Source organism: Citrobacter freundii complex sp. 2024EL-00216 (genome assembly GCF_043945515.1).
GTDB classification, from domain to species: domain Bacteria; phylum Pseudomonadota; class Gammaproteobacteria; order Enterobacterales; family Enterobacteriaceae; genus Citrobacter; species Citrobacter portucalensis.
This window is the reverse complement of sequence record NZ_JBIMRA010000039.1, coordinates 1-20,489: the sequence shown is the minus strand read 5'-3', so window position 1 is coordinate 20,489 and position 20,489 is coordinate 1. Positions and strand designations below refer to the sequence as shown.

General features: G+C 57.6%; 13 protein-coding genes and 3 pseudogenes. 7 read left to right on the top strand and 9 right to left on the bottom strand.

Translation table 11 applies throughout. The features are described 5' to 3' along the window. Nucleotides 1-68 precede the first annotated feature (68 nt). Genes arsA through arsC form a run of 3 tightly spaced genes read left to right on the top strand, consistent with a single transcriptional unit; the run spans nucleotide 69 to nucleotide 3,596 of the window. Nucleotides 69-1,820 carry an arsenite efflux transporter ATPase subunit ArsA gene (gene arsA / locus ACHHZ7_RS24575; RefSeq protein ID WP_001556710.1) on the top strand — a complete coding sequence of 584 codons (1,752 nt, stop codon included), beginning with the start codon at nucleotides 69-71 and terminating at the stop codon, nucleotides 1,818-1,820. A 48-nt stretch (nucleotides 1,821-1,868) separates the two neighbouring features. Further along, nucleotides 1,869-3,158, top strand: coding sequence for an arsenite efflux transporter membrane subunit ArsB (arsB, locus tag ACHHZ7_RS24570; protein ID WP_000922630.1), 1,290 nt, complete (start codon nucleotides 1,869-1,871; stop codon nucleotides 3,156-3,158). Between the two features lie 12 nt (nucleotides 3,159-3,170). After that, nucleotides 3,171-3,596, top strand: a complete 426-nt coding sequence (arsC, locus tag ACHHZ7_RS24565) for a glutaredoxin-dependent arsenate reductase (RefSeq protein WP_000065758.1) — start codon at nucleotides 3,171-3,173, stop codon at nucleotides 3,594-3,596. Nucleotides 3,597-3,626: 30 nt separating this feature from the next. Here arsC and ACHHZ7_RS24560 read toward each other — a convergent pair whose 3' ends face one another. Both ACHHZ7_RS24560 and ACHHZ7_RS24555 read right to left on the bottom strand, forming a co-directional pair. Then, nucleotides 3,627-4,031: an ArsA-related P-loop ATPase gene (locus tag ACHHZ7_RS24560; protein ID WP_004118313.1), complete on the bottom strand. Its 405-nt coding sequence runs from the start codon at nucleotides 4,029-4,031 to the stop codon at nucleotides 3,627-3,629. An 8-nt stretch (nucleotides 4,032-4,039) separates the two neighbouring features. Further along, a complete protein-coding gene (locus tag ACHHZ7_RS24555; RefSeq protein ID WP_001556711.1) occupies nucleotides 4,040-4,612 on the bottom strand; it encodes a recombinase family protein in 573 nt (190 codons plus the stop codon). Nucleotides 4,613-4,773: 161 nt separating this feature from the next. Between ACHHZ7_RS24555 and ACHHZ7_RS24550 the strand changes: the two genes are divergently transcribed. Next, complete coding sequence (locus tag ACHHZ7_RS24550) at nucleotides 4,774-7,839, top strand: Tn3-like element Tn3 family transposase (protein ID WP_022650076.1); 3,066 nt, start codon at nucleotides 4,774-4,776, stop codon at nucleotides 7,837-7,839. Between the two features lie 181 nt (nucleotides 7,840-8,020). Next, nucleotides 8,021-9,340, top strand: coding sequence for an IS1182-like element ISKpn6 family transposase (locus ACHHZ7_RS24545; protein WP_004152397.1), 1,320 nt, complete (start codon nucleotides 8,021-8,023; stop codon nucleotides 9,338-9,340). A gap of 249 nt (nucleotides 9,341-9,589) precedes the next feature. Here the strand turns inward: ACHHZ7_RS24545 and ACHHZ7_RS24540 are convergent, their stop codons facing one another. From ACHHZ7_RS24540 to tnpA, 4 genes are all read right to left on the bottom strand, one after another. Beyond that, nucleotides 9,590-10,471, bottom strand: coding sequence for a carbapenem-hydrolyzing class A beta-lactamase KPC-4 (locus ACHHZ7_RS24540; protein WP_015062847.1), 882 nt, complete (start codon nucleotides 10,469-10,471; stop codon nucleotides 9,590-9,592). 386 nt (nucleotides 10,472-10,857) lie between these two features. Further along, nucleotides 10,858-11,637, bottom strand: a complete 780-nt coding sequence (gene istB / locus ACHHZ7_RS24535; RefSeq protein WP_004152394.1) for an IS21-like element ISKpn7 family helper ATPase IstB — start codon at nucleotides 11,635-11,637, stop codon at nucleotides 10,858-10,860. Continuing rightward, entirely contained in the window at nucleotides 11,634-12,659 is a 1,026-nt protein-coding gene (istA, locus tag ACHHZ7_RS24530) for an IS21 family transposase (RefSeq protein ID WP_004199214.1), read from the bottom strand. Before istA ends, istB begins: the two co-directional genes overlap by 4 nt. A gap of 106 nt (nucleotides 12,660-12,765) precedes the next feature. Further along, the gene (gene tnpA, locus ACHHZ7_RS24525) at nucleotides 12,766-15,795 is read right to left on the bottom strand and encodes a Tn3-like element Tn4401 family transposase (protein WP_004152392.1); all 3,030 of its coding nucleotides are present in this window, start codon (nucleotides 15,793-15,795) and stop codon (nucleotides 12,766-12,768) included. Nucleotides 15,796-15,904: 109 nt separating this feature from the next. On the opposite strand from tnpA, the gene tnpR reads away from it, so the two are divergent. Together tnpR and ACHHZ7_RS24515 are read left to right on the top strand one after the other, a co-directional pair. After that, nucleotides 15,905-17,620 (top strand): Tn3-like element Tn4401 family resolvase TnpR, encoded by a 1,716-nt coding sequence (gene tnpR, locus ACHHZ7_RS24520; protein ID WP_004152391.1) that lies wholly within the window; start codon nucleotides 15,905-15,907, stop codon nucleotides 17,618-17,620. Between the two features lie 202 nt (nucleotides 17,621-17,822). Further along, a pseudogene (locus ACHHZ7_RS24515) lies at nucleotides 17,823-18,623 on the top strand (Tn3 family transposase); the annotation flags it as partial. Nucleotides 18,624-18,652: 29 nt separating this feature from the next. On the opposite strand, the pseudogene ACHHZ7_RS24510 reads toward ACHHZ7_RS24515, so the two are convergent. From ACHHZ7_RS24510 to ACHHZ7_RS24500, 3 genes and pseudogenes are all read right to left on the bottom strand, one after another. Beyond that, a pseudogene (locus ACHHZ7_RS24510) lies at nucleotides 18,653-19,252 on the bottom strand (IS6-like element IS6100 family transposase); the annotation flags it as partial. 506 nt (nucleotides 19,253-19,758) lie between these two features. Further along, complete coding sequence (locus tag ACHHZ7_RS24505) at nucleotides 19,759-20,259, bottom strand: GNAT family N-acetyltransferase (protein ID WP_000376623.1); 501 nt, start codon at nucleotides 20,257-20,259, stop codon at nucleotides 19,759-19,761. Nucleotides 20,260-20,386: 127 nt separating this feature from the next. Continuing rightward, nucleotides 20,387-20,489 (bottom strand): annotated as a pseudogene (locus ACHHZ7_RS24500) (sulfonamide-resistant dihydropteroate synthase Sul1); the annotation flags it as partial.

The window sequence follows — 20,489 nt, the reverse complement described above, 5'->3', positions numbered from 1 at the left end:
GTGGGTTTAGCTTCCACCAGTTGCTGTGGTGGTAAAACTTCCTGTTGTTGAGTATGTCAGGAGGACATATGAAATTCTTAGAGAATATCCCGTCTTACCTGTTTTTCACCGGTAAGGGAGGTGTAGGCAAAACTTCGATTTCCTGCGCAACGGCTATACGTCTGGCTGAACTGGGAAAGCGTGTTCTGCTTGTCAGTACCGACCCGGCTTCCAATGTCGGTCAGGTATTCGATCAGACTATCGGTAACACTATCCAGCCCGTGACTGCTGTGTCTGGTCTTTCGGCTCTGGAGATTGACCCGCAGGACGCCGCCCAGCAATACCGCGCCAGAATCGTTGACCCTATTAAAGGTCTTTTGCCTGATGACGTTGTTAACAGCATCAGTGAACAGCTTTCAGGAGCTTGTACGACAGAGATCGCTGCATTCGACGAGTTTACTGGCTTACTGACTGACGCTTCTCTGCTGACCCGCTTTGATCACATCATTTTTGATACTGCCCCAACTGGCCACACTATTCGCCTTCTTCAGCTTCCCGGAGCCTGGAGCAGCTTCATCGAAAGTAACCCGGATGGTGCTTCCTGTCTTGGTCCAATGGCTGGGCTGGAAAAACAACGCGAGCAATATGCTCATGCGGTTGAGGCATTATCCGATCCTGAACGAACTCGCCTTGTGCTGGTCGCGCGATTGCAAAAATCAACACTGCAGGAAGTCGCTCGTACTCATGACGAATTATCAGCTATTGGCCTTAAAAATCAGTATTTAGTCATTAACGGTGTCCTGCCTGCGAGCGAAGCAGAACGTGATGCACTGGCCGCTGCAATATGGCAACGGGAGCAAGAGGCGCTGGCAAATCTTCCTGCCGGGTTATCTGATTTGCCGACAGACAACTTATACCTGCAGCCGCTGAACATGGTTGGTGTATCCGCATTGAAAGGCCTGCTCAACGAACACGCTGAGATAACATCGCTTCCTGAACAAAGCCCACAGAACAAGCCAGAGAATATGTCGTTGTCTGTCCTGGTTGATGATATCGCCCGCAGTGAACACGGTTTGATTATGCTGATGGGCAAAGGTGGTGTGGGCAAAACCACAATGGCTGCGGCTATCGCCGTCAGTCTGGCGGATAAGGGTTTTGATGTGCATCTCACCACCTCAGATCCTGCTGCACATCTCAGTACAACGCTCAATGGCAGCCTCAAAAATCTGCAGGTCAGCCGAATCAACCCTCACGATGAAACTGAACGCTATCGTCAGCATGTTCTTGAGACGAAAGGCAGGGATCTGGATGAGGCTGGGAAACGGCTGCTCGAAGAGGATTTACGTTCTCCTTGCACAGAAGAGATTGCGGTGTTCCAGGCGTTTTCACGCGTAATTCGTGAAGCTGGCAAACGGTTTGTGGTCATGGATACGGCACCTACCGGGCATACGCTATTACTGCTTGATGCTACCGGGGCTTATCACCGTGAGATTGCCAGGAAGATGGGGGATAAAGGTCATTTTACCACTCCGATGATGCAGCTTCAGGACCAGGAACGTACTAAAGTTTTGCTGGTCACTCTGCCTGAAACCACACCTGTACTGGAAGCGGCAAACCTGCAGTCCGATCTTGAACGTGCGGGGATTCATCCCTGGGGCTGGATTATCAATAACAGCCTTTCGATTGCACAGACGCAATCGCCGCTGCTTTGCCAGCGCGCCCTACAAGAGCGTCCTCAAATCGAGGTTGTGAAAAACCAGCATGCAAGCCGCATAGCGTTAGTACCGGTAATGGCTGCAGAGCCCACTGGCATCGAGAAACTCAGAGAGCTGGTTGTTTAATTTTTTTTGTATATACAGGGCGGCAAAGCCGTCCTGTCTGGAGGATTTATGTTACTGGCAGGCGCTATTTTTGTCCTGACCATCGTTTTGGTTATCTGGCAACCGAAGGGATTAGGGATCGGCTGGAGTGCGACGCTGGGCGCGGTACTGGCGCTGATCTCTGGCGTAGTCCATTTTGGTGATATCCCTGTAGTGTGGAATATTGTCTGGAATGCGACGGCGACCTTTATTGCCGTGATTATTATCAGCCTTCTGCTCGATGAATCGGGCTTTTTCGAATGGGCGGCGCTGCACGTTTCACGTTGGGGTAACGGTCGCGGGCGTTTGCTGTTTACCTATATCGTTTTGCTCGGCGCAGCGGTGGCGGCACTGTTTGCCAACGATGGTGCGGCATTGATTCTGACGCCAATTGTTATCGCCATGCTGCTTGCATTAGGTTTCAGCAAAGGCACTACGCTGGCATTTGTCATGGCCGCCGGGTTTATTGCCGATACGGCCAGTCTGCCGCTTATCGTGTCCAACCTGGTTAACATCGTTTCTGCAGACTTCTTTGGGCTGGGTTTCACTGAGTATGCGTCGGTAATGGTGCCGGTGGATATCGCAGCCATTATCGCCACGCTGGTGATGCTGCATCTGTTCTTCCGCAAAGATATTCCGCCAACTTACGACCTGGCTCTCCTGAAAGCACCGGCAAAAGCGATTAAAGATCTGGCAACCTTCAGAACCGGCTGGATAGTGTTGATCCTTCTTCTGGTTGGCTTTTTCGTCCTTGAGCCGTTGGGTATCCCGGTCAGTGCGATTGCTGCTGTAGGGGCTGTCATTCTGTTTGCGGTGGCGAAGCGAGGCCATGCCATTAACACTGGCAAAGTGCTTCGCGGTGCGCCATGGCAGATCGTCATATTCTCTCTGGGAATGTATCTGGTGGTCTATGGTCTGCGTAATGCCGGACTAACAGAATACCTCTCCGGTGTGTTGAACGTGCTGGCAGATAAAGGACTTTGGGCCGCGACGTTTGGTACTGGCTTCCTGACGGCTTTCCTCTCTTCCATCATGAACAATATGCCTACCGTGCTGGTTGGTGCTCTCTCTATTGATGGCAGCACTGCAACAGGCGTTATCAAAGAGGCGATGATTTTTGCCAACGTGATTGGCTGCGATCTTGGACCGAAAATTACACCTATTGGTAGCCTGGCAACGTTGCTCTGGCTGCATGTCCTTTCACAGAAGAACATGACCATCACATGGGGATACTATTTCCGCACCGGGATCGTCATGACTCTGCCTGTGCTGTTTGTAACGCTGGCCGCGCTGGCGCTACGTCTCTCTTTCACTTTGTAATGAGATACTGATATGAGCAACATCACCATTTATCACAACCCAGCCTGCGGCACGTCGCGTAATACGCTGGAGATGATCCGCAACAGCGGTATCGAGCCGACCGTTATTCTTTACCTTGAGACTCCACCTTCACGCGATGAGCTGCTCAAACTCATTGCGGATATGGGCATTTCCGTCCGGGCTTTGCTGCGTAAGAACGTCGAGCCGTATGAGGAACTGGGTCTTGCAGAAGATAAATTTACTGACGACCAGCTCATCGACTTTATGCTACAGCATCCGATTCTGATCAACCGTCCGATCGTAGTGACGCCACTGGGAACTAAACTTTGCCGTCCTTCAGAGGTTGTTCTCGATATCCTTCCAGATGCCCAGAAAGCGGCTTTCACCAAGGAAGACGGTGAAAAAGTCGTTGATGATTCAGGTAAAAGACTGAAATAAAGACGAAGGGGGCATTTGCCCCCTTCATTATTACTTCGCCATTTCTTCCAGCAGGTCAATACCAACCGGCTCTTCGCTCTGTAGCGCTGTTAATGCAATACGCTTTGCATACTGCTCTTCCACATCAGAGATGAGAGGCAGCTCGCGGTTCGCCCTGATCTTCAGGAAAGGCGAAGACGGTTGAGCAGCTGCCAGGCTGTTATTAACGACCCATGCCCACGGCTCGATGCCAGCTCGGCGTAGATCCTGCTGCAGGTTAGCGGCTTCCAGTACAGGTGTCGTTTCGGCAAGCGTCACGATAATCACCTTCGTCTTCTCCGGGTCTGCTGCTTTTTCGCTATCACCTGTCTTCGATGTCAGAAAGCGAGAGAATTCGGCTTCATGCTGTCGCCAGAACACACTCATGCAATTGTTGAATGCCTTTACATCACTCATGTTCGTCCTCAAATTTTGCTCAGATTAACCCGGCTCTCATCTTCCAGAATTTTATAAACAGTGGAACGGGCAATACTGAGCCGGCGGGCAATATCTGTTGCACCAGTTCCCTGCTGATGAAGTGCCAGTACACTATTTCTGTCGATGATGCGCTTTCGGCCAAACCGGATACCTTTCAGCCTGGCCTCCTGCCGTCCTTCGTTCGTACGCTCCAGAATCCTCCTGCGTTCGGCCTGGGCTACAGCTGAAAGAATGGTCACAACCATTTTCCCCATTTCACCGTCGGTGCTGATCCCGTCGTCTATGAATCGGACCGCGACTCCCTGAGCGTCGAATTCTTTTATCAGTTGGATCATATCGGCAGTGTCGCGGCCAAGCCGGTCGAGTTTCTTCACCAGGATGACGTCACCTTCCTCCACCTTCATTCGCAGCAGATCCAGTCCTTTCCTGTCGGTAGAACTGCCGGATGCTTTGTCGGTAAATATGCGACTGGCTTTCACCCCCGCCTCTTTAAGCCCCTTGATCTGAATATCGAGGGACTGCTGGCTTGTTGATACCCGTGCGTAACCAAAAAGTCGCATAAAAATGTATCCTAAATCAAATATCGGACAGTGGGTGTCTGTTATAACAAAAAATCGATTTAATAGACACCTAGACAACACCATTTTAGTGTGTCCGAGAATTTATAATATTTCGAACGGTTGCAGTTGTGTTAAAAAAGCCGTCAGGCAGGGAGGCCGATATGCCCGTTGATTTTTTGACCACTGAGCAGGTTGAGAGTTATGGCAGGTTCACTGGCGAACCCGATGAACTTCAGCTGGCGCGTTATTTTCATCTTGATGAAGCGGATAAAGAATTTATCGGGAAAAGCCGGGGTGATCACAATCGACTTGGTATTGCCCTGCAAATCGGGTGTGTGCGTTTTCTGGGCACTTTTCTTACTGACATGAATCATATTCCTTCCGGCGTCCGGCATTTTACCGCCAGACAGCTCGGGATTCGTGATATCACCGTTCTTGCAGAATACGGTCAGAGGGAAAATACCCGCCGTGAGCATGCAGCGCTGATACGTCAGCACTATCAGTATCGTGAATTTGCCTGGCCCTGGACATTTCGCCTTACCCGTCTTTTATATACCCGGAGCTGGATAAGCAACGAACGTCCTGGCCTGCTTTTCGACCTGGCGACAGGGTGGCTTATGCAACATCGTATTATTCTCCCCGGAGCCACCACGCTGACCCGGTTGATTTCAGAGGTAAGGGAAAAGGCGACGTTGCGCCTGTGGAACAAACTGGCACTGATACCGTCAGCCGAACAGCGTTCACAGCTGGAGATGCTGCTGGGGCCAACTGATTGCAGCCGCCTGTCTTTACTGGAATCACTGAAAAAAGGCCCTGTGACCATCAGTGGTCCGGCGTTTAATGAAGCAATTGAACGCTGGAAAACTCTGAACGATTTTGGCCTGCATGCTGAAAACCTGAGTACACTCCCGGCTGTGCGCCTGAAAAATCTCGCACGTTATGCTGGTATGACTTCGGTGTTCAATATTGCCAGGATGTCACCGCAGAAAAGGATGGCGGTTCTGGTTGCCTTTGTCCTTGCATGGGAAACGCTGGCGCTGGATGATGCACTGGACGTTCTGGACGCCATGCTGGCCGTTATCATCCGTGACGCCAGAAAGATTGGGCAGAAAAAACGGCTCCGCTCGCTGAAGGATCTGGATAAATCTGCATTGGCGCTCGCCAGCGCATGTTCGTACTTGCTGAAAGAAGAAACACCGGACGAATCGATTCGTGCTGAGGTGTTCAGCTACATCCCTAGGCAAAAGCTGGCTGAAATCATCACGCTTGTCCGTGAAATTGCCCGGCCCTCAGACGATAATTTTCATGACGAAATGGTGGAGCAGTACGGGCGCGTTCGTCGTTTCCTGCCCCATCTGCTGAATACCGTTAAATTTTCATCCGCACCTGCCGGGGTTACCACTCTGAATGCCTGTGACTACCTCAGCCGGGAGTTCAGCTCACGGCGGCAGTTTTTTGACGACGCACCAACGGAAATCATCAGTCAGTCATGGAAACGGCTGGTGATTAACAAGGAAAAACATATCACCCGAAGGGGATACACGCTCTGCTTTCTCAGTAAACTGCAGGATAGTCTGAGACGGAGGGATGTCTACGTTACCGGCAGTAACCGGTGGGGAGATCCTCGTGCAAGATTACTACAGGGTGCTGACTGGCAGGCAAATCGGATTAAGGTTTATCGTTCTTTGGGGCACCCGACAGACCCGCAGGAAGCAATAAAATCTCTGGGCCATCAGCTTGATAGTCGTTACAGACAGGTTGCTGCACGTCTTGGCGAAAATGAGGCTGTCGAACTCGATGTTTCTGGCCCGAAGCCCCGGTTGACAATTTCTCCCCTCGCCAGTCTTGATGAGCCGGACAGTCTGAAACGACTGAGCAAAATGATCAGTGATCTGCTCCCTCCGGTGGATTTAACGGAGTTGCTGCTCGAAATTAACGCCCATACCGGATTTGCTGATGAGTTTTTCCATGCCAGTGAAGCCAGTGCCAGAGTTGATGATCTGCCCGTCAGCATCAGCGCCGTGCTGATGGCTGAAGCCTGCAATATCGGTCTGGAACCACTGATCAGATCAAATGTTCCTGCACTGACCCGACACCGGCTGAACTGGACAAAAGCGAACTATCTGCGGGCTGAAACTATCACCAGCGCTAATGCCAGACTGGTTGATTTTCAGGCAACGCTGCCACTGGCACAGATATGGGGTGGAGGAGAAGTGGCATCTGCAGATGGAATGCGCTTTGTTACGCCAGTCAGAACAATCAATGCCGGACCGAACCGCAAATACTTTGGTAATAACAGAGGGATCACCTGGTACAACTTTGTGTCCGATCAGTATTCCGGCTTTCATGGCATCGTTATACCGGGGACGCTGAGGGACTCTATCTTTGTGCTGGAAGGCCTTCTGGAACAGGAGACCGGGCTGAATCCAACCGAAATTATGACCGATACGGCAGGTGCCAGCGATCTTGTCTTTGGCCTTTTCTGGCTGCTGGGATACCAGTTTTCTCCACGCCTGGCTGATGCCGGTGCTTCGGTTTTCTGGCGAATGGACCATGATGCCGACTATGGCGTGCTGAATGATATTGCCAGAGGGCAATCAGATCCCCGAAAAATAGTCCTTCAGTGGGACGAAATGATCCGGACCGCAGGCTCCCTGAAGCTGGGCAAAGTACAGGCCTCAGTGCTGGTCCGTTCATTGCTGAAAAGTGAACGTCCCTCCGGACTGACTCAGGCAATCATTGAAGTGGGGCGCATCAACAAAACGCTGTATCTGCTTAATTATATTGATGATGAAGATTACCGCCGGCGCATTCTGACCCAGCTTAATCGGGGAGAAAGCCGTCATGCAGTTGCCAGAGCCATCTGTCACGGTCAAAAAGGTGAGATAAGAAAACGATATACCGACGGTCAGGAAGATCAGTTGGGAGCTCTGGGGCTGGTCACTAACGCCGTCGTGTTATGGAACACTATTTATATGCAGGCAGCTCTGGATCATCTCCGGGCGCAGGGTGAAACACTGAATGATGAAGATATCGCACGCCTCTCCCCGCTTTGGGGGGGTAAGCGGGAACCCCAGAAAATTCCGCCATTCCGCATTGTGGAATTTTTTGGGGGGGTGGTCCGCGGCATGACGACCCGCCAAAGGCTACCGCATCTATCTGAGGCGCTGTGGCGCGACGCTGAAACCCCGGGGAATTCCGCTACTCCAGTTCCAGGTCCGCAATAGTTCGTCCAGGTCGGGTGGCGTACGCCGGAAACGCCGATTTTTCCGCAACCGTTTCTGCGTTGTCGGCAAGGTGGTCTCAGAGAGCGCTCAAGAAGCGGTTTTTCTCGTATGTTTAGCTACGGTGGCCTAGGAGCCTGCGCGGCAGAAGCCAAATCGGCGGAAGATCGAGGACGATACGGGGATGGCTGCCAGTTACCTTCCTTACCGACCCGACCAATCCTATCTGCTGCCCCCTTCTCTGGGAGAGTGGCTACCTGAAGGGCATCTTGCCTACTTCATCAGCGAGACTGTCGATACGCTGGACTTGAGCGCATTCCACGCCCGGTATGCCGGCGGTGGTCCGGGCAATCAGCCGTTTCATCCGGCGATGATGGTCAAAGTGCTGATCTATGGTTACGCGAGCGGCGTCTTCTCTTCGCGCAAACTAGCCAGGAAGCTGTACGAGGATGTCGCGTTGCGTGTGCTGGCCGCTGGAAACTTCCCGGCCCACCGCACGCTGAGTGACTTCCGTGCCCTACACCTGACCGAGCTTGAGAATTTGTTCGTTCAGGTGGTGCAACTGGCGCGCGAATGTGGGCTGGTGAAGCTTGGCACGATCGCGGTCGACGGCACCAAGGTAAAAGCCAACGCCAGCCGCCACAAGGCGATGAGCTATAAGCGCATGAAGCCGGCCGAGGACGAATTGCATTGCGAGATCAAGGCGCTGCTTGATCGCGCCAAGGCTACCGACGACCAGGAGCGTAACGAGCCGGAGCTGGACATTCCTGCCGAGATTTCTCGCCGCGAGAAGCGCCTGGAGGCGATCCAGGCGGCAAAGGCGCGCCTGGAAGCGCGCCAGCGTGAAGCGGACCAGGCCCGGGGGCGCAGCGAAGACGATGGCCGCCGGCCTCGCCATCCGGATGGCTCGGACAAGGGCGGTGGCTCGTACAAACGCGAGTTTGGTGTGCCGGATGACCGTGATCAGGAAAGCTTCACCGATCCGGACAGCCGGATCATGAAACACGCCGGTGGTGGCTCCGAGCAGAGCTACAACGGGTACACAGCGGTCGATGCCGAGCACCAGATCATCGTGGCGGCGGAGTTGACCAACTGCGCCGCGGACAGTCAGGCGCTGCTGGGCATGCTGGCAGCAGTTCAGGCCAACACCGGAGAAATGCCGGCCCAGACGCTGGCGGATGCGGGATTCCGTAGTGAGGCTGTTCTGGCAAAGGTCGCCGATCACCACGGCGATGTCATCGTTGCCCTCGGCCGCGAGGGACGTGAAGATGCCAAGGTCAATGCCAAGACCCATCCGCATACGGCGGCGATTGCGGCGAAATTGAAAACGGAGCAAGGCGATGCAGCTTACCGCCGGCGCAAGTCGATCGTGGAGGCTCCGAATGGTTGGATCAAGGCGGTGATGGGATTGCGTCAGTTCAGCATGAGGGGCCTGGACAAGGTGCAAGCCGAGTGGAAGCTCGTCTGCATGGCGCTAAATCTGAGGCGAATGGCGTATCTGTGAGGGCGAAGGTTAAATGGGGCGGCTCAAATGCACCCCAGTCGTCATAACACGCCGCGCGCCGCAAGATTGGTATCCTTGGCGCCGACGCCTTGCCAATTGCAGAGAGCGCCGCCGCCATCGTCAGTGCTCTACAGAAAACCGGTCACACGGCTCTGCCGCGCAGACTCCTAGCCTAAATGTGACAGTGGTTGGTAATCCATGCCGCCCGCAAGGGCGGCGGTGGTGGGCCAATAGATGATTTTCAGAGCCTTACTGCCCGTTGACGCCCAATCCCTCGAGCGCGAGTCTAGCCGCAGCGGCGATGACGGCCTCGCTGTGCTTGTCATCCTTGTTAGGCGCCCGGGTGTAGACGGCCAACACAATAGGTGCGCGCCCAGTGGGCCAGACGACGGCATAGTCATTTGCCGTGCCATACCCTCCGCAGGTTCCGGTTTTGTCTCCGACTGCCCAGTCTGCCGGCACCGCCGCGCGGATGCGGTGGTTGCCGGTCGTGTTTCCCTTTAGCCAATCAACAAACTGCTGCCGCTGCGGCGCAGCCAGTGCAGAGCCCAGTGTCAGTTTTTGTAAGCTTTCCGTCACGGCGCGCGGCGATGAGGTATCGCGCGCATCGCCTGGGATGGCGGAGTTCAGCTCCAGCTCCCAGCGGTCCAGACGGAACGTGGTATCGCCGATAGAGCGCATGAAGGCCGTCAGCCCGGCCGGGCCGCCCAACTCCTTCAGCAACAAATTGGCGGCGGCGTTATCACTGTATTGCACGGCGGCCGCGGACAGCTCCGCCACCGTCATGCCTGTTGTCAGATATTTTTCCGAGATGGGTGACCACCGAACCAGCGCATTTTTGCCGTAACGGATGGGTGTGTCCAGCAAGCCGGCCTGCTGCTGGCTGCGAGCCAGCACAGCGGCAGCAAGAAAGCCCTTGAATGAGCTGCACAGTGGGAAGCGCTCCTCAGCGCGGTAACTTACAGTTGCGCCTGAGCCGGTATCCATCGCGTACACACCGATGGAGCCGCCAAAGTCCTGTTCGAGTTTAGCGAATGGTTCCGCGACGAGGTTGGTCAGCGCGGTGGCAGAAAAGCCAGCCAGCGGCCATGAGAGACAAGACAGCAGAACTAGACGGCGATACAGTGACATCAACGATATTCCTTGTTTGAAGGTGGAGCTAGGTGTAGCGGCCGGATGTAATCAGGCCGCTACAGCTGGGATTATCACCGAGCGGCAAGCCGCTCCCTCTCCAGAGGCTGTAACGGCTGTAACTGCCCCGGATGGGCACACATCGGGTTGGTAAGTCCCTGGCACCACAACGTCCAGCGCTATTGAAAAACGAATCAGGTCGGCGTTCATGGGTCGGCCACCTCGCCTGACCTCGGCATCCACGTTACGGACGGCCTCAGGAAGTCCTGGCCAAGCCCCGACTATTGGGGCGCGAAGATAGCACCGAGGGTACGCCGGTGTCAACACCAACTGAAAACTGACCCACTTTACCCCTGAATCACCAAAGTAATACTGACCCACCTGGATCATTCGGGTTTGGAATTTTTCCTGACCACTCCCGCCTTCCTCTTGTCCTTCAAGCGGTAGCTTTCGCCGCTCAGGGTCAGGATATGGGCATGGTGCAGCAGCCGATCCAGCATCGCGGCTGTCAGGGTGGTATCGCCGGCAAACGCGTCGGCCCACTGGCTGAACGGCAGGTTCGAGGTCAGGATCATCGCCCCTTTCTCATAGCGCTTCGCCACCACCTGAAAGAACAGGTTCGCTTCCTCGCGTCCGAAAGGCAGGTAGCCGATCTCATCGATCACCAGCAGCCGTGGACCGAGGATGGCGCGGTTGAAGTATTCCTTCAGCCGCCCTTGTCGCTGCGCCGTGCTCAGTTGCAGCATCAGGTCGGCTGCCGTGATGAAGCGTGTCTTGACCCCGGCTTGCGCGGCCTTGTAACCCAAGGCGATGGCGAGGTGGGTCTTGCCGATGCCAGAGGGTCCGATCAGCACCACGTTCTCGGCCCGTTCGACAAACGCCAGACTGCCCAGCTCCTGCACCAGTGCCTTGGGCACGCCGGGGTTGAAGCTGAAGTCATAGTCCTCCAGGGTCTTGATGCCCGGGAAGCAAGCCATCCGCGTCAGCAGTTCGCGGCTGCGCTGCTGGCGACACCCCGCTTCATGCCGCAACAGGTGTTCCAGGAAGTCGGTGAAGCTGAAGTCCTCGCGCACCGCCTGCTGCGCCAGGACGGGGTAATGCGTTGCCACCCGTTCGAGTTTGAGTTGCTGGCACAGGGCGTCGATCCGCTCATGCTGGAGGTTCATCGGCAGGCCTCCCCAATTGCGTCATAGACAGACAGTGGGTGCTGGAGAGATTCCAGTGGTACCGGGCGGAGACTGTTATCCAGCAGGGGGGCCTCGTCGCGCCGCACACGGGATGGCAAGGGTTGCAGGTGTTCCCGCTCCTGCCGCCAACGGTCGATGGGGCGCTCGTTCAGGGTGGCGTGGACCCGCACATTCGCCTCGTCTGCCAACCAGTCACGGACGCGTCGGTTGGCAGCAGCACAATCGAGCAGCAGCCCCGTGCCCTTCATCCGGGTCAGCAACGGGTTGTAGAAGCTCTCGCGGAAGTAGCGATTGAAGCGCTCGACCTTGCCTTTGGTCTGGGCCCGATACGGGCGACACAGCCGGATCCGGAACCCCAGGTCATCGGCCAGTTGAAGCAAGCCGGGGTGAAAACGGTGCTTGCCGTCACCGTAGGCATCGCGTTCCAGCACCACGGTCTTCATGTTGTCGAACAACACCTCGCGGGGCACACCGCCCAGATAGTCAAAAGCCAGCAACAGGGAGTCCCGCACGGACTCGAAGGATTCGTCCGGTACGAAGGTGACAAACGTCATGCGGCTGTATCCCAGCGTGGCGACGAAGGCCGACATGGGGGATCTGGCCCGGCGCAAGACCACGAAATCAGCCTGCAACTGCCGTCCGGGCTCGGTCTCGAAACGGACGGCCGGACCTGCTTCGCGGCGGGCGGGCTTGAGCGTGGCGAGGAAGGCGCGCAATAACGAGAGACCGCCGCCATACCCTTGAGCGCGGATTTCCCGATTCAGGACGGTGGCAGGCAGCCAGATGGGGTGGGCCTGCTCGACCCGTTGCCGCAGATAAGATTCAAATGGCCCCAGTTTGGTGGGGCGTGGTTCACGGGGCTGGTATCGCGCTACCGACGGATCGCGGAGGTAGCGGCGCACGGTATTGCGCGAGACCCCCAACGTGCGGGCGATGTGCCGGATGGAGTGGCCCTGTCGGGCAAGAACTCTGATTTCCACGGTTTGCTCCTGGGTCAACATCGACGGCCTCGAAAAGGCCGCCAAACTAGCCCAGGTGGATCAGTTTTACTTCGCTGGGGTGGGTCAGTTTTACACTGCTGCTAACACGGAACCGCTGAAAATTCCGTCACTCCAGTTCCAGGCCTGCGACGATCGCATCGAGATCGATCGTCTTGCCGCTGCTTTGAAAGGTGTAGTGCCCGTTGAGCAGGATGTGCCGCCATGCCGCAGGCGAAATTTTTGTGATGAGTGCCAGCGCCTTGCTGTTGCCGGCCGCCTCGTACTTGGTCACCAGCCGCGACAAGATTGCCGAGTTGTAGAAAATGATCGTGTTGGCGATCAGCCGTGCGCACTGGTTGCTGATCTCGATTTCAATGTCGGTGCGACCGGTCAGTTCCTTCTTACCGCCGACCTGGGCAATGGCCGAGCGTAGCTGATGGTAGGACTCGAGGCGATTTTGCGAGCGGTGCACGTTGCGTTCCAGTTGCGGATCGCGCAGGTAGCGAAGCGTGTAGATGCTGCGGATGAGCTTGTCGAACTCGAAGATCGCGCGCCGCGTCGGGTTCGTCGTGGTGTAGGTGCACAGCTTGCGGATCAGCGTGCCCTGCGTCATTTCCTTCAGCCCGAGTGTGGCGACGATCCGGTCGATGTTCGGCTTCTCGCGATGGATGAGATCGCAGTCGATTTTCCCGACTGGCCGAATCAGGCACGCCTGATACTGTGCTGGATCGTCAGCGCAGTAGAGTTCTTTCAATTGCGCGTTGAGGTCGGTGAAGCGCGGCTCGAACCGCCGGCCAAACCAATGCAGGATGGCGAAGTTGGCCTTGTTGACGCTGTGCATGTCGCCGGTGATCGCGGTCGGCATGATGTCCGACGTGTTGCGATACCAGATGTCGAACACGTGGTGGGCCTCGTAGTCGTGCGCGCCGATCAGGTAGCCGTTGAGCGGGATGTGGTTGCACAGCAGCGTGTAGGCGACCACGCCCTTGCCGCGCCCGAAGTACTTGCGCGAATAGCGCGCCTTCACGGTCGGCCGTTCGACGCTGAATTTCTGCCCGTCGACGGCACCGTACAGCGTTTCGAGGTCGAACGAGTAGTATGGGAAGATCGGTAGCGTGGCGATGGCGTTGCTGATGCAGTCGTTGGCCGCGTGCAGCGTTGCCTGGCGCAGGTACTGCTGGTAGCCGCTATCCAGCACGTGGTACGGGATGTCGCTGGTGCGCGCCATGACGTGGTTGCCGTGGTTCATCGCTTGCGCGATGATGACCGCCATCAGGCTGTCAGCGTCGGCGACCTTCTTCGCGTAGCGCGGCTGCATGGGCGTGAACGCCGACAGAAACTTGCACTCGTCGTTGACGAAGCGAAACACGTCGGCCACGTCGCAGAACGGAAGCTTCTCGTAGAATGCCTTTTCGCGCGCTTTCTCATTCTCGCTCTTGGGCTTGCGCCAGGTCAGTTTCTGCGTGTCCTTGTTGTATTCGAGGTGCGTCAGCTTGCCCTGTTTCAGCTCGCGGTTGAACGCCAGCCACTGCGTGCGCAGTTCGGCAGTCAGCGCATCGAGTTGGGCATGGACGGGTTGCTGCAGGAAGGGGATCTCCATTTTTGCGAGCACATCGATCTTCCTGTCCATCTCAACCAGTTCATCTGAGAAGTGCCGGTGTTGCAGGCTGTCGTCGAGGTAGAGTTCACCCGATTGGAGACGCTTCCTGATCTGGCGGTACAGCCAGAACTCGTAGCGGTCAGCGTGCAGGCCGGTTGGTTTACCGTCGGCGTCGAAGGTCAGCAGGTACGGCCGCAAGCGTTTCGGAAGTGTCGCCGCGGGCCACTCGTCGAGTGGCCGTTGCGACAGCCGCTGCTGCTTGGCAAAAACACCTTTGGCCCAGGCCAGCGCGGCAAGCCATGGACTGTCTGGATTGGAGCCGGAGAGGTCGAGCGCAACGTACAGTGGACGAAGATGGCGGCGCATGCGGTCGGCCAGCCCGTCCACCGCCTGCCACTGCAAGGCCAGCTTGCTCGCCGGCTTCACGCTCATACGCTGCGCCGTGGTTTGCAGCGTATCGCGAGGCATGATCTTGTAGGCGCGCTGCCGCACCTCGCCGAAGGGCGTGGGATCGGCCACGCTATCATCAACGTAGAGTGACAGCAGGCGGCCTACCCGCGGCGTTTCCTGCTGACGGCGCACCTGCTCGTCGGCAAAGGATTGTTTGGCACCAGCGCTGCTTTCGTCCTCCAACTGCTTCATGTGGTACGCCATCGCATCGACCAGGTTGTCGGAGAGCTGCCGGTAGCGTACCCAGGCATAGCACAGCAGGTAGAGTTGGGTCTGATCGGCCTTCAGATTGCGCAGGTCGTGGACGGTGTAGAAGTTTGCCAGGCTCGCGTAGTACAGCAGGTTCTGCTGCGAGACGTCGAGTTTAGGCAGCAGTGTCTTGGCGATTGCGTGCAGCGGCTCCAGCGTGGCGCGCTTTTCGCGCTCGCGGACCATCTGGCGCCAGCCGAAATTCTTGGCGTCCTGCTTGAGCGCCGCCAGTTGCGACAGGGTGTCATCACGGACCAGAAGCTGGCTCAGCGCGGCCTTGGCAGATTCGTCCAACGCTTGCTCCAGCAGATTGCCCAGGCGCCGGCGCTCGGCGGATAGCGTTTCGCTGACCAACTCTTGCAAGGTCGTATAGCCGGGCCGGATAATCTTGTGCTCATTGAGCCAGACGATCAGCTCGGCGGCGACGAACCCCGGCGTTACGTCACGCCGCACGGTCCGTGCGGCCTGCTGCTCGAGCTGCGGCAGGAAGGCGGCCGACCACGGCCAGTAGCCGAATAGTTTGGCGATCTGCTCGCGCTGGGTGTAGCGTTCATGCTTGGTGATCGCCTTGGGTTCGAACACCTCGCCGTGGAAATAGCGGCTCAGCACGAAAGCGCAATCGTCCTCGACTTCGTCCCAGTCGAAACTGAAGAAGGCATGCTTGGCCTTGAAGTAGCCGATCTGCAAGAGGCAATAGACCTTGGCATGAAGACTGGGCCGGCTGTTGGCAAGCGCCAACTCGGTTTCTGTCACAGCCAGATATTCCAGCTGCTGCGCATCATCGAACTCCGGCAGGCCATACAAGGCCTCCTGTTCGGCGTCGGATAGGACGCTGAGTAGCTTGTTCTTCTTGCTCATGGCCCGTTCTTGCTATCTTGAGGTTTCGTAGAAACATGGGGCATTTTCGATTCTACTGAAATAATCGTTATTATCGCGTTACTCGCTTTTCGAATCGCAACCTGTCCATATGAAAACGGGCCAGACTACGGCTTCGAGTTCTACCCCAGTCGGCTTTCCCGATGCGGATTCGCTGGCTGCCTTGCGCGGCTGGTACGCGGGACTCAGCTCTCGCGCGGCCGTTGAACACTACCTGGCGGCACGCAAGGCCGCCGGTCAATCAGCGCGAGGGATGCTGGGGCATATCCGCCGCCAGCTCATCGTTTTCGCCAACAGCCGCCACCGGCCGGATCTGGCCGACGTGTTCCAGCACGCCCCCGAAGAGCGACAGGGGCGCGCGGGTGCCGTCGAACGCGCGATCCGGCTCTTGCCCACGCTGCCGGCGCCGAAGCCCCAGATCAGCGACAGCATCGACCAGTGGCTGTCTCCGAGGACCGTCAGGGCACTGCAGGCGTACGGTATCCACACCCTCTCGGCGCTGACCGTGCGCATTCCCCGCCGGCGTGGCTGGTGGAAAGCCATCGAGGGACTCGGCATGACAGGCGCCCGGCAGGTCGAGGCTTTCTTTGCCGCACATCCGCAGCTCACCGAGCGCGCCCGGGCCCTGATCCCGATTATTCAGCCCAGCGGCATCGTGCCGTGGGAGCAGTTGCGTCTGCCGAACGAAGTCGACGGCTCGCAGGGCAATTTCCGGGCCCCGCGCAACGCTTGCACGCTGAATGCGACCAACGACTACGAGGCCGTGCAGGCCTGGCTGGCGCTGCACGAGACTGTCGCCACACAGCGCGCCTATCGCAAGGAGGCTGCGCGGCTAATCCTGTGGGCCATCGTCGAACGCGGACGGGCGCTATCATCCCTGACCACGGACGATGCAATCGCGTACCGGGCCTTTGTCCGGCACCCGACCCCGCGCGAGCGTTGGGTGGGGCCACCTCGACCACGCGATTCGGTGGAATGGCGCCCCTTCTCGGGCGGCTTGTCCGCACGCTCGGCAGCGTATGCGCTGACGGTGCTCTCGGCGCTGTTCCGGTGGCTCATCGAGCAGCGCTATGTGCTGGCCAACCCTTTCGCCGGCGTCAAGGTACGCGGTCACGCCTTGCGGCCCGCACTGGATACGGCGCGAGGCTTTACCGAGGGAGAATGGCTACTGCTGCGCGCCATTGCAGACGGCCTGGAATGGTCCTACGGCTGGTCCGAGCCGGCAGCACAACGCCTGCGCTTCATGCTCGACTTCGGCTATGCCACGGGCCTGCGCGCTAGCGAACTGGTCGGCGCCGTCCTGGGTAATGTCCGCCTCGACGAGCACGGTGACCACTGGCTGCATTTGGTTGGCAAAGGTGGCAAACCAGGTAAGGTGGCCTTGCCGCCGCTCGCGTATACGGCGCTGGACCAATACTTGGCACAGCGTCAACTGCCAGTCAGCCGGGAACGGTGGAATCCGAAAACGCCCCTGGTGGGCAGTCTTGGGGAAGACGGTAATGCCGGCATCACCGGCCCTCACCTTTGGTGCGTGTTGCGAAGATTCTTTACGCAAGCCGCTGAGGCCATTGAGGCCGATCATCCGGTCGCCGCCGAAAAGCTGCGCCGTGCCACGCCTCATTGGATGCGTCACAGTCATGCCAGCCATGCGTTGGCCCGGGGAGCTCAGCTCACCGCGGTGCGCGACAACCTACGCCATGCGTCGATCGCCACGACGTCGATGTATTTGCATGGCGATGAGCTCGAGCGCGCCAGGCAGATGCGGCAGGCTTTTGGCGCTCGTCACGTCAAGCGAGGAGTCGACTGAATTTTCATCATACGGAATGACGGAATTTTCTGGGATTCCCGCTTAGAACCCCGCTTTGCCACGGACATATCAATATGCTCGGCCATTATTCCTTCACGCTGGCAGAACTGGTGACCAAAGGTCATCTGAGACCATTAAAAGAGGCGTCAGAGGCAGAAAACGTTGCTTAACGTGAGTTTTCGTTCCACTGAGCGTCAGACCCCTGAAAGCCTATAGCCACGTCTCCGACCAATATGCGCCGTTCGCAACCCAGGTGATTCCTGCAACGGCAAGCGAAGCGCCTTACATCCTCGATGGCCTGCTGATGAACGATGCTGGACGCCATATCCGCGAGCAGTTCACCGACACGGGCGGCTTCACCGATCACGTCTTTGCCGCATGTGCCATTCTCGGCTACCGGTTCGCTCCGCGCATCCGCGACCTGCCATCCAAACGGCTCTACGCGTTCAATCCGTCGGCCGCCCCGGCGCACCTGCGAGCGTTGATCGGCGGAAAGGTCAACCAAGCCATGATCGAGCGCAATTGGCCCGACATCCTGCGCATCGCCGCCACCATTGCTGCCGGGACCGTCGCGCCAAGCCAGATTCTGCGGAAACTCGCCTCCTATCCGCGGCAGAACGAGCTCGCGACAGCCCTGCGGGAAGTCGGTCGCGTCGAGCGCACCCTGTTCATGATCGACTGGATTCTGGATGCCGAACTCCAACGGCGTGCCCAGATCGGGCTCAACAAAGGCGAAGCTCATCATGCGCTGAAGCGGGCAATCAGCTTCCACCGCCGCGGTGAAATCCGCGACCGTTCCGCCGAAGGCCAGCATTACCGCATCGCCGGCATGAATCTGCTCGCCGCCATCATCATCTTCTGGAACACCATGAAGCTCGGCGAGGTCGTTGCAAACCAGAAACGCGATGGAAAGCTGCTATCGCCCGATCTCTTGGCCCATGTTTCGCCGCTCGGATGGGAACACATCAATCTCACCGGAGAATATCGCTGGCCAAAGCCTTAGCGTAGGATTCCGCCCCCTCCCGCAAACGACCCCTTGATCGTGGCATAGGCCGTGGGGATCGATTTGAAACCGCGCACCGGCTTGATCAGTATCTTGAGCTTTCCGTGATCGGCCTCGATCACGTTATTGAGATACTTCACCTGCCGGTGGGCCGTCTCCCGGTCCAGCTTTCCTTCGCGCTTCAATTCGGTGATCGCTGCACCATAGCTCGGCGCTTTGTCGGTATTGAGCGTGGCAGGCTTTTCCCAGTGCTTCAGGCCTCGCAGGGCCTTGCCCAGGAACCGCTTCGCTGCCTTGGCGCTGCGGGTCGGCGACAGGTAGAAATCGATCGTGTCGCCCCGCTTGTCGACTGCCCGGTACAGGTAGGTCCACTTGCCCCGCACCTTGACGTAGGTTTCATCCAGGCGCCAGCTCGGATCAAAGCCACGCCGCCAGAACCAGCGCAGCCGCTTCTCCATCTCCGGGGCGTAGCACTGGACCCAGCGATAGATCGTCGTATGGTCGACCGAAATGCCGCGTTCCGCCAGCATTTCCTCAAGGTCGCGATAGCTGATCGGATAGCGACAATACCAGCGCACCGCCCACAGGATCACATCACCCTGGAAATGGCGCCACTTGAAATCCGTCATCGTTCCGTCCGTCCAATCTCCGCCAAGCATGCTCAAGCTTCACGATTTTTGCAACAGAGCCCACACAAGTATTGAGCATAGTCGAGATTGGTGCAGATCACTTCTGATATTGAACTGTCAGGAGCTGGCTGCACAACAGCCATTACGCCCAATCAACTGGTGCAGTCGTCTTCTGAAAATGACATTTGGTATCTCTCATAAACGGATGTTTTTGAGAGAACTATCTTCGGCCTTCACACGCACGAAAGGCGGCGAAGCTCCGCCGTTAATCCGTCCGCCGGAGATCTCGCCCAGGCAGGCTGAAGGCCGAGCAAGCCTGACAGGCCCGAAAAGCCCGGCACGGGCGTCGGCGGCGATGACGGCGGCGGCATTATCCAGGGTTGATGATGGAAGTGGAGGATATCGACAACCTCTCGCGCAACCAAGACATCGCGGTCGGACTGCAAGTGATCTTGAAGCCACGGGCCCGTCCCACCCCGACATGGACCTCGATGCCCGAACGGACGTTAGATTTCGAGTTCTAGGCGTTCTGCGATGAAGGTTGGATCCCAGCCGGGATTGAAAGTGTCGACGTGGGTGAATCCGAGCCGCTCGTATAGGCCACGCAGGTTCGGGTGGCAGTCGAGCCGCAGCTTGGCGCACCCCTGCGTTCGCGCGGCATGGCGGCAAGCCTCGATCAGCGCGGAGCTGACACCCCGGCCCGCATGTGTCCGTCGCACCGCGAGCTTGTGCAGATATGCGGCCTCCCCCTTGAGGGCGTCGGGCCAGAACTCGGGATCCTCGGCCGACAAGGTGCAACAGCCGACGATGCCGTCGCTGCAACTCGCGACTAGGAGCTCGGATCTCAGGACGAAGGTCTCCGCGAATGTCCGGTCGATCCGCGCGACGTCCCAGGCGGGCGTTCCCTTGGCGGACATCCACGCCGCAGCGTCGTGCATCAGCCGCACAACCTCGTCGATATCACCCGAGCAGGCGACCCGAACGTTCGGAGGCTCCTCGCTGTCCATTCGCTCCCCTGGCGCGGTATGAACCGCCGCCTCATAGTGCAGTTTGATCCTGACGAGCCCAGCATGTCTGCGCCCACCTTCGCGGAACCTGACCAGGGTCCGCTAGCGGGCGGCCGGAAGGTGAATGCTAGGCATGATCTAACCCTCGGTCTCTGGCGTCGCGACTGCGAAATTTCGCGAGGGTTTCCGAGAAGGTGATTGCGCTTCGCAGATCTCCAGGCGCGTGGGTG

Coding starts and splice junctions, on each gene's coding strand:
- arsA (WP_001556710.1), top strand. CDS start 69: ATGAAATTCTTAGAGAATATCCCGTCTTACCTGTTTTTCACCGGTAAG.
- arsC (WP_000065758.1), top strand. CDS start 3,171: ATGAGCAACATCACCATTTATCACAACCCAGCCTGCGGCACGTCGCGT.
- ACHHZ7_RS24545 (WP_004152397.1), top strand. CDS start 8,021: ATGGCTGCCAGTTACCTTCCTTACCGACCCGACCAATCCTATCTGCTG.
- ACHHZ7_RS24560 (WP_004118313.1), bottom strand. CDS start 4,031: ATGAGTGATGTAAAGGCATTCAACAATTGCATGAGTGTGTTCTGGCGA.
- ACHHZ7_RS24555 (WP_001556711.1), bottom strand. CDS start 4,612: ATGCGACTTTTTGGTTACGCACGGGTATCAACAAGCCAGCAGTCCCTC.
- ACHHZ7_RS24505 (WP_000376623.1), bottom strand. CDS start 20,259: ATGGACAGCGAGGAGCCTCCGAACGTTCGGGTCGCCTGCTCGGGTGAT.
- ACHHZ7_RS24550 (WP_022650076.1), top strand. CDS start 4,774: ATGCCCGTTGATTTTTTGACCACTGAGCAGGTTGAGAGTTATGGCAGG.
- arsB (WP_000922630.1), top strand. CDS start 1,869: ATGTTACTGGCAGGCGCTATTTTTGTCCTGACCATCGTTTTGGTTATC.
- ACHHZ7_RS24540 (WP_015062847.1), bottom strand. CDS start 10,471: ATGTCACTGTATCGCCGTCTAGTTCTGCTGTCTTGTCTCTCATGGCCG.
- tnpA (WP_004152392.1), bottom strand. CDS start 15,795: ATGAGCAAGAAGAACAAGCTACTCAGCGTCCTATCCGACGCCGAACAG.
- istA (WP_004199214.1), bottom strand. CDS start 12,659: ATGTTGACCCAGGAGCAAACCGTGGAAATCAGAGTTCTTGCCCGACAG.
- tnpR (WP_004152391.1), top strand. CDS start 15,905: ATGAAAACGGGCCAGACTACGGCTTCGAGTTCTACCCCAGTCGGCTTT.
- istB (WP_004152394.1), bottom strand. CDS start 11,637: ATGAACCTCCAGCATGAGCGGATCGACGCCCTGTGCCAGCAACTCAAA.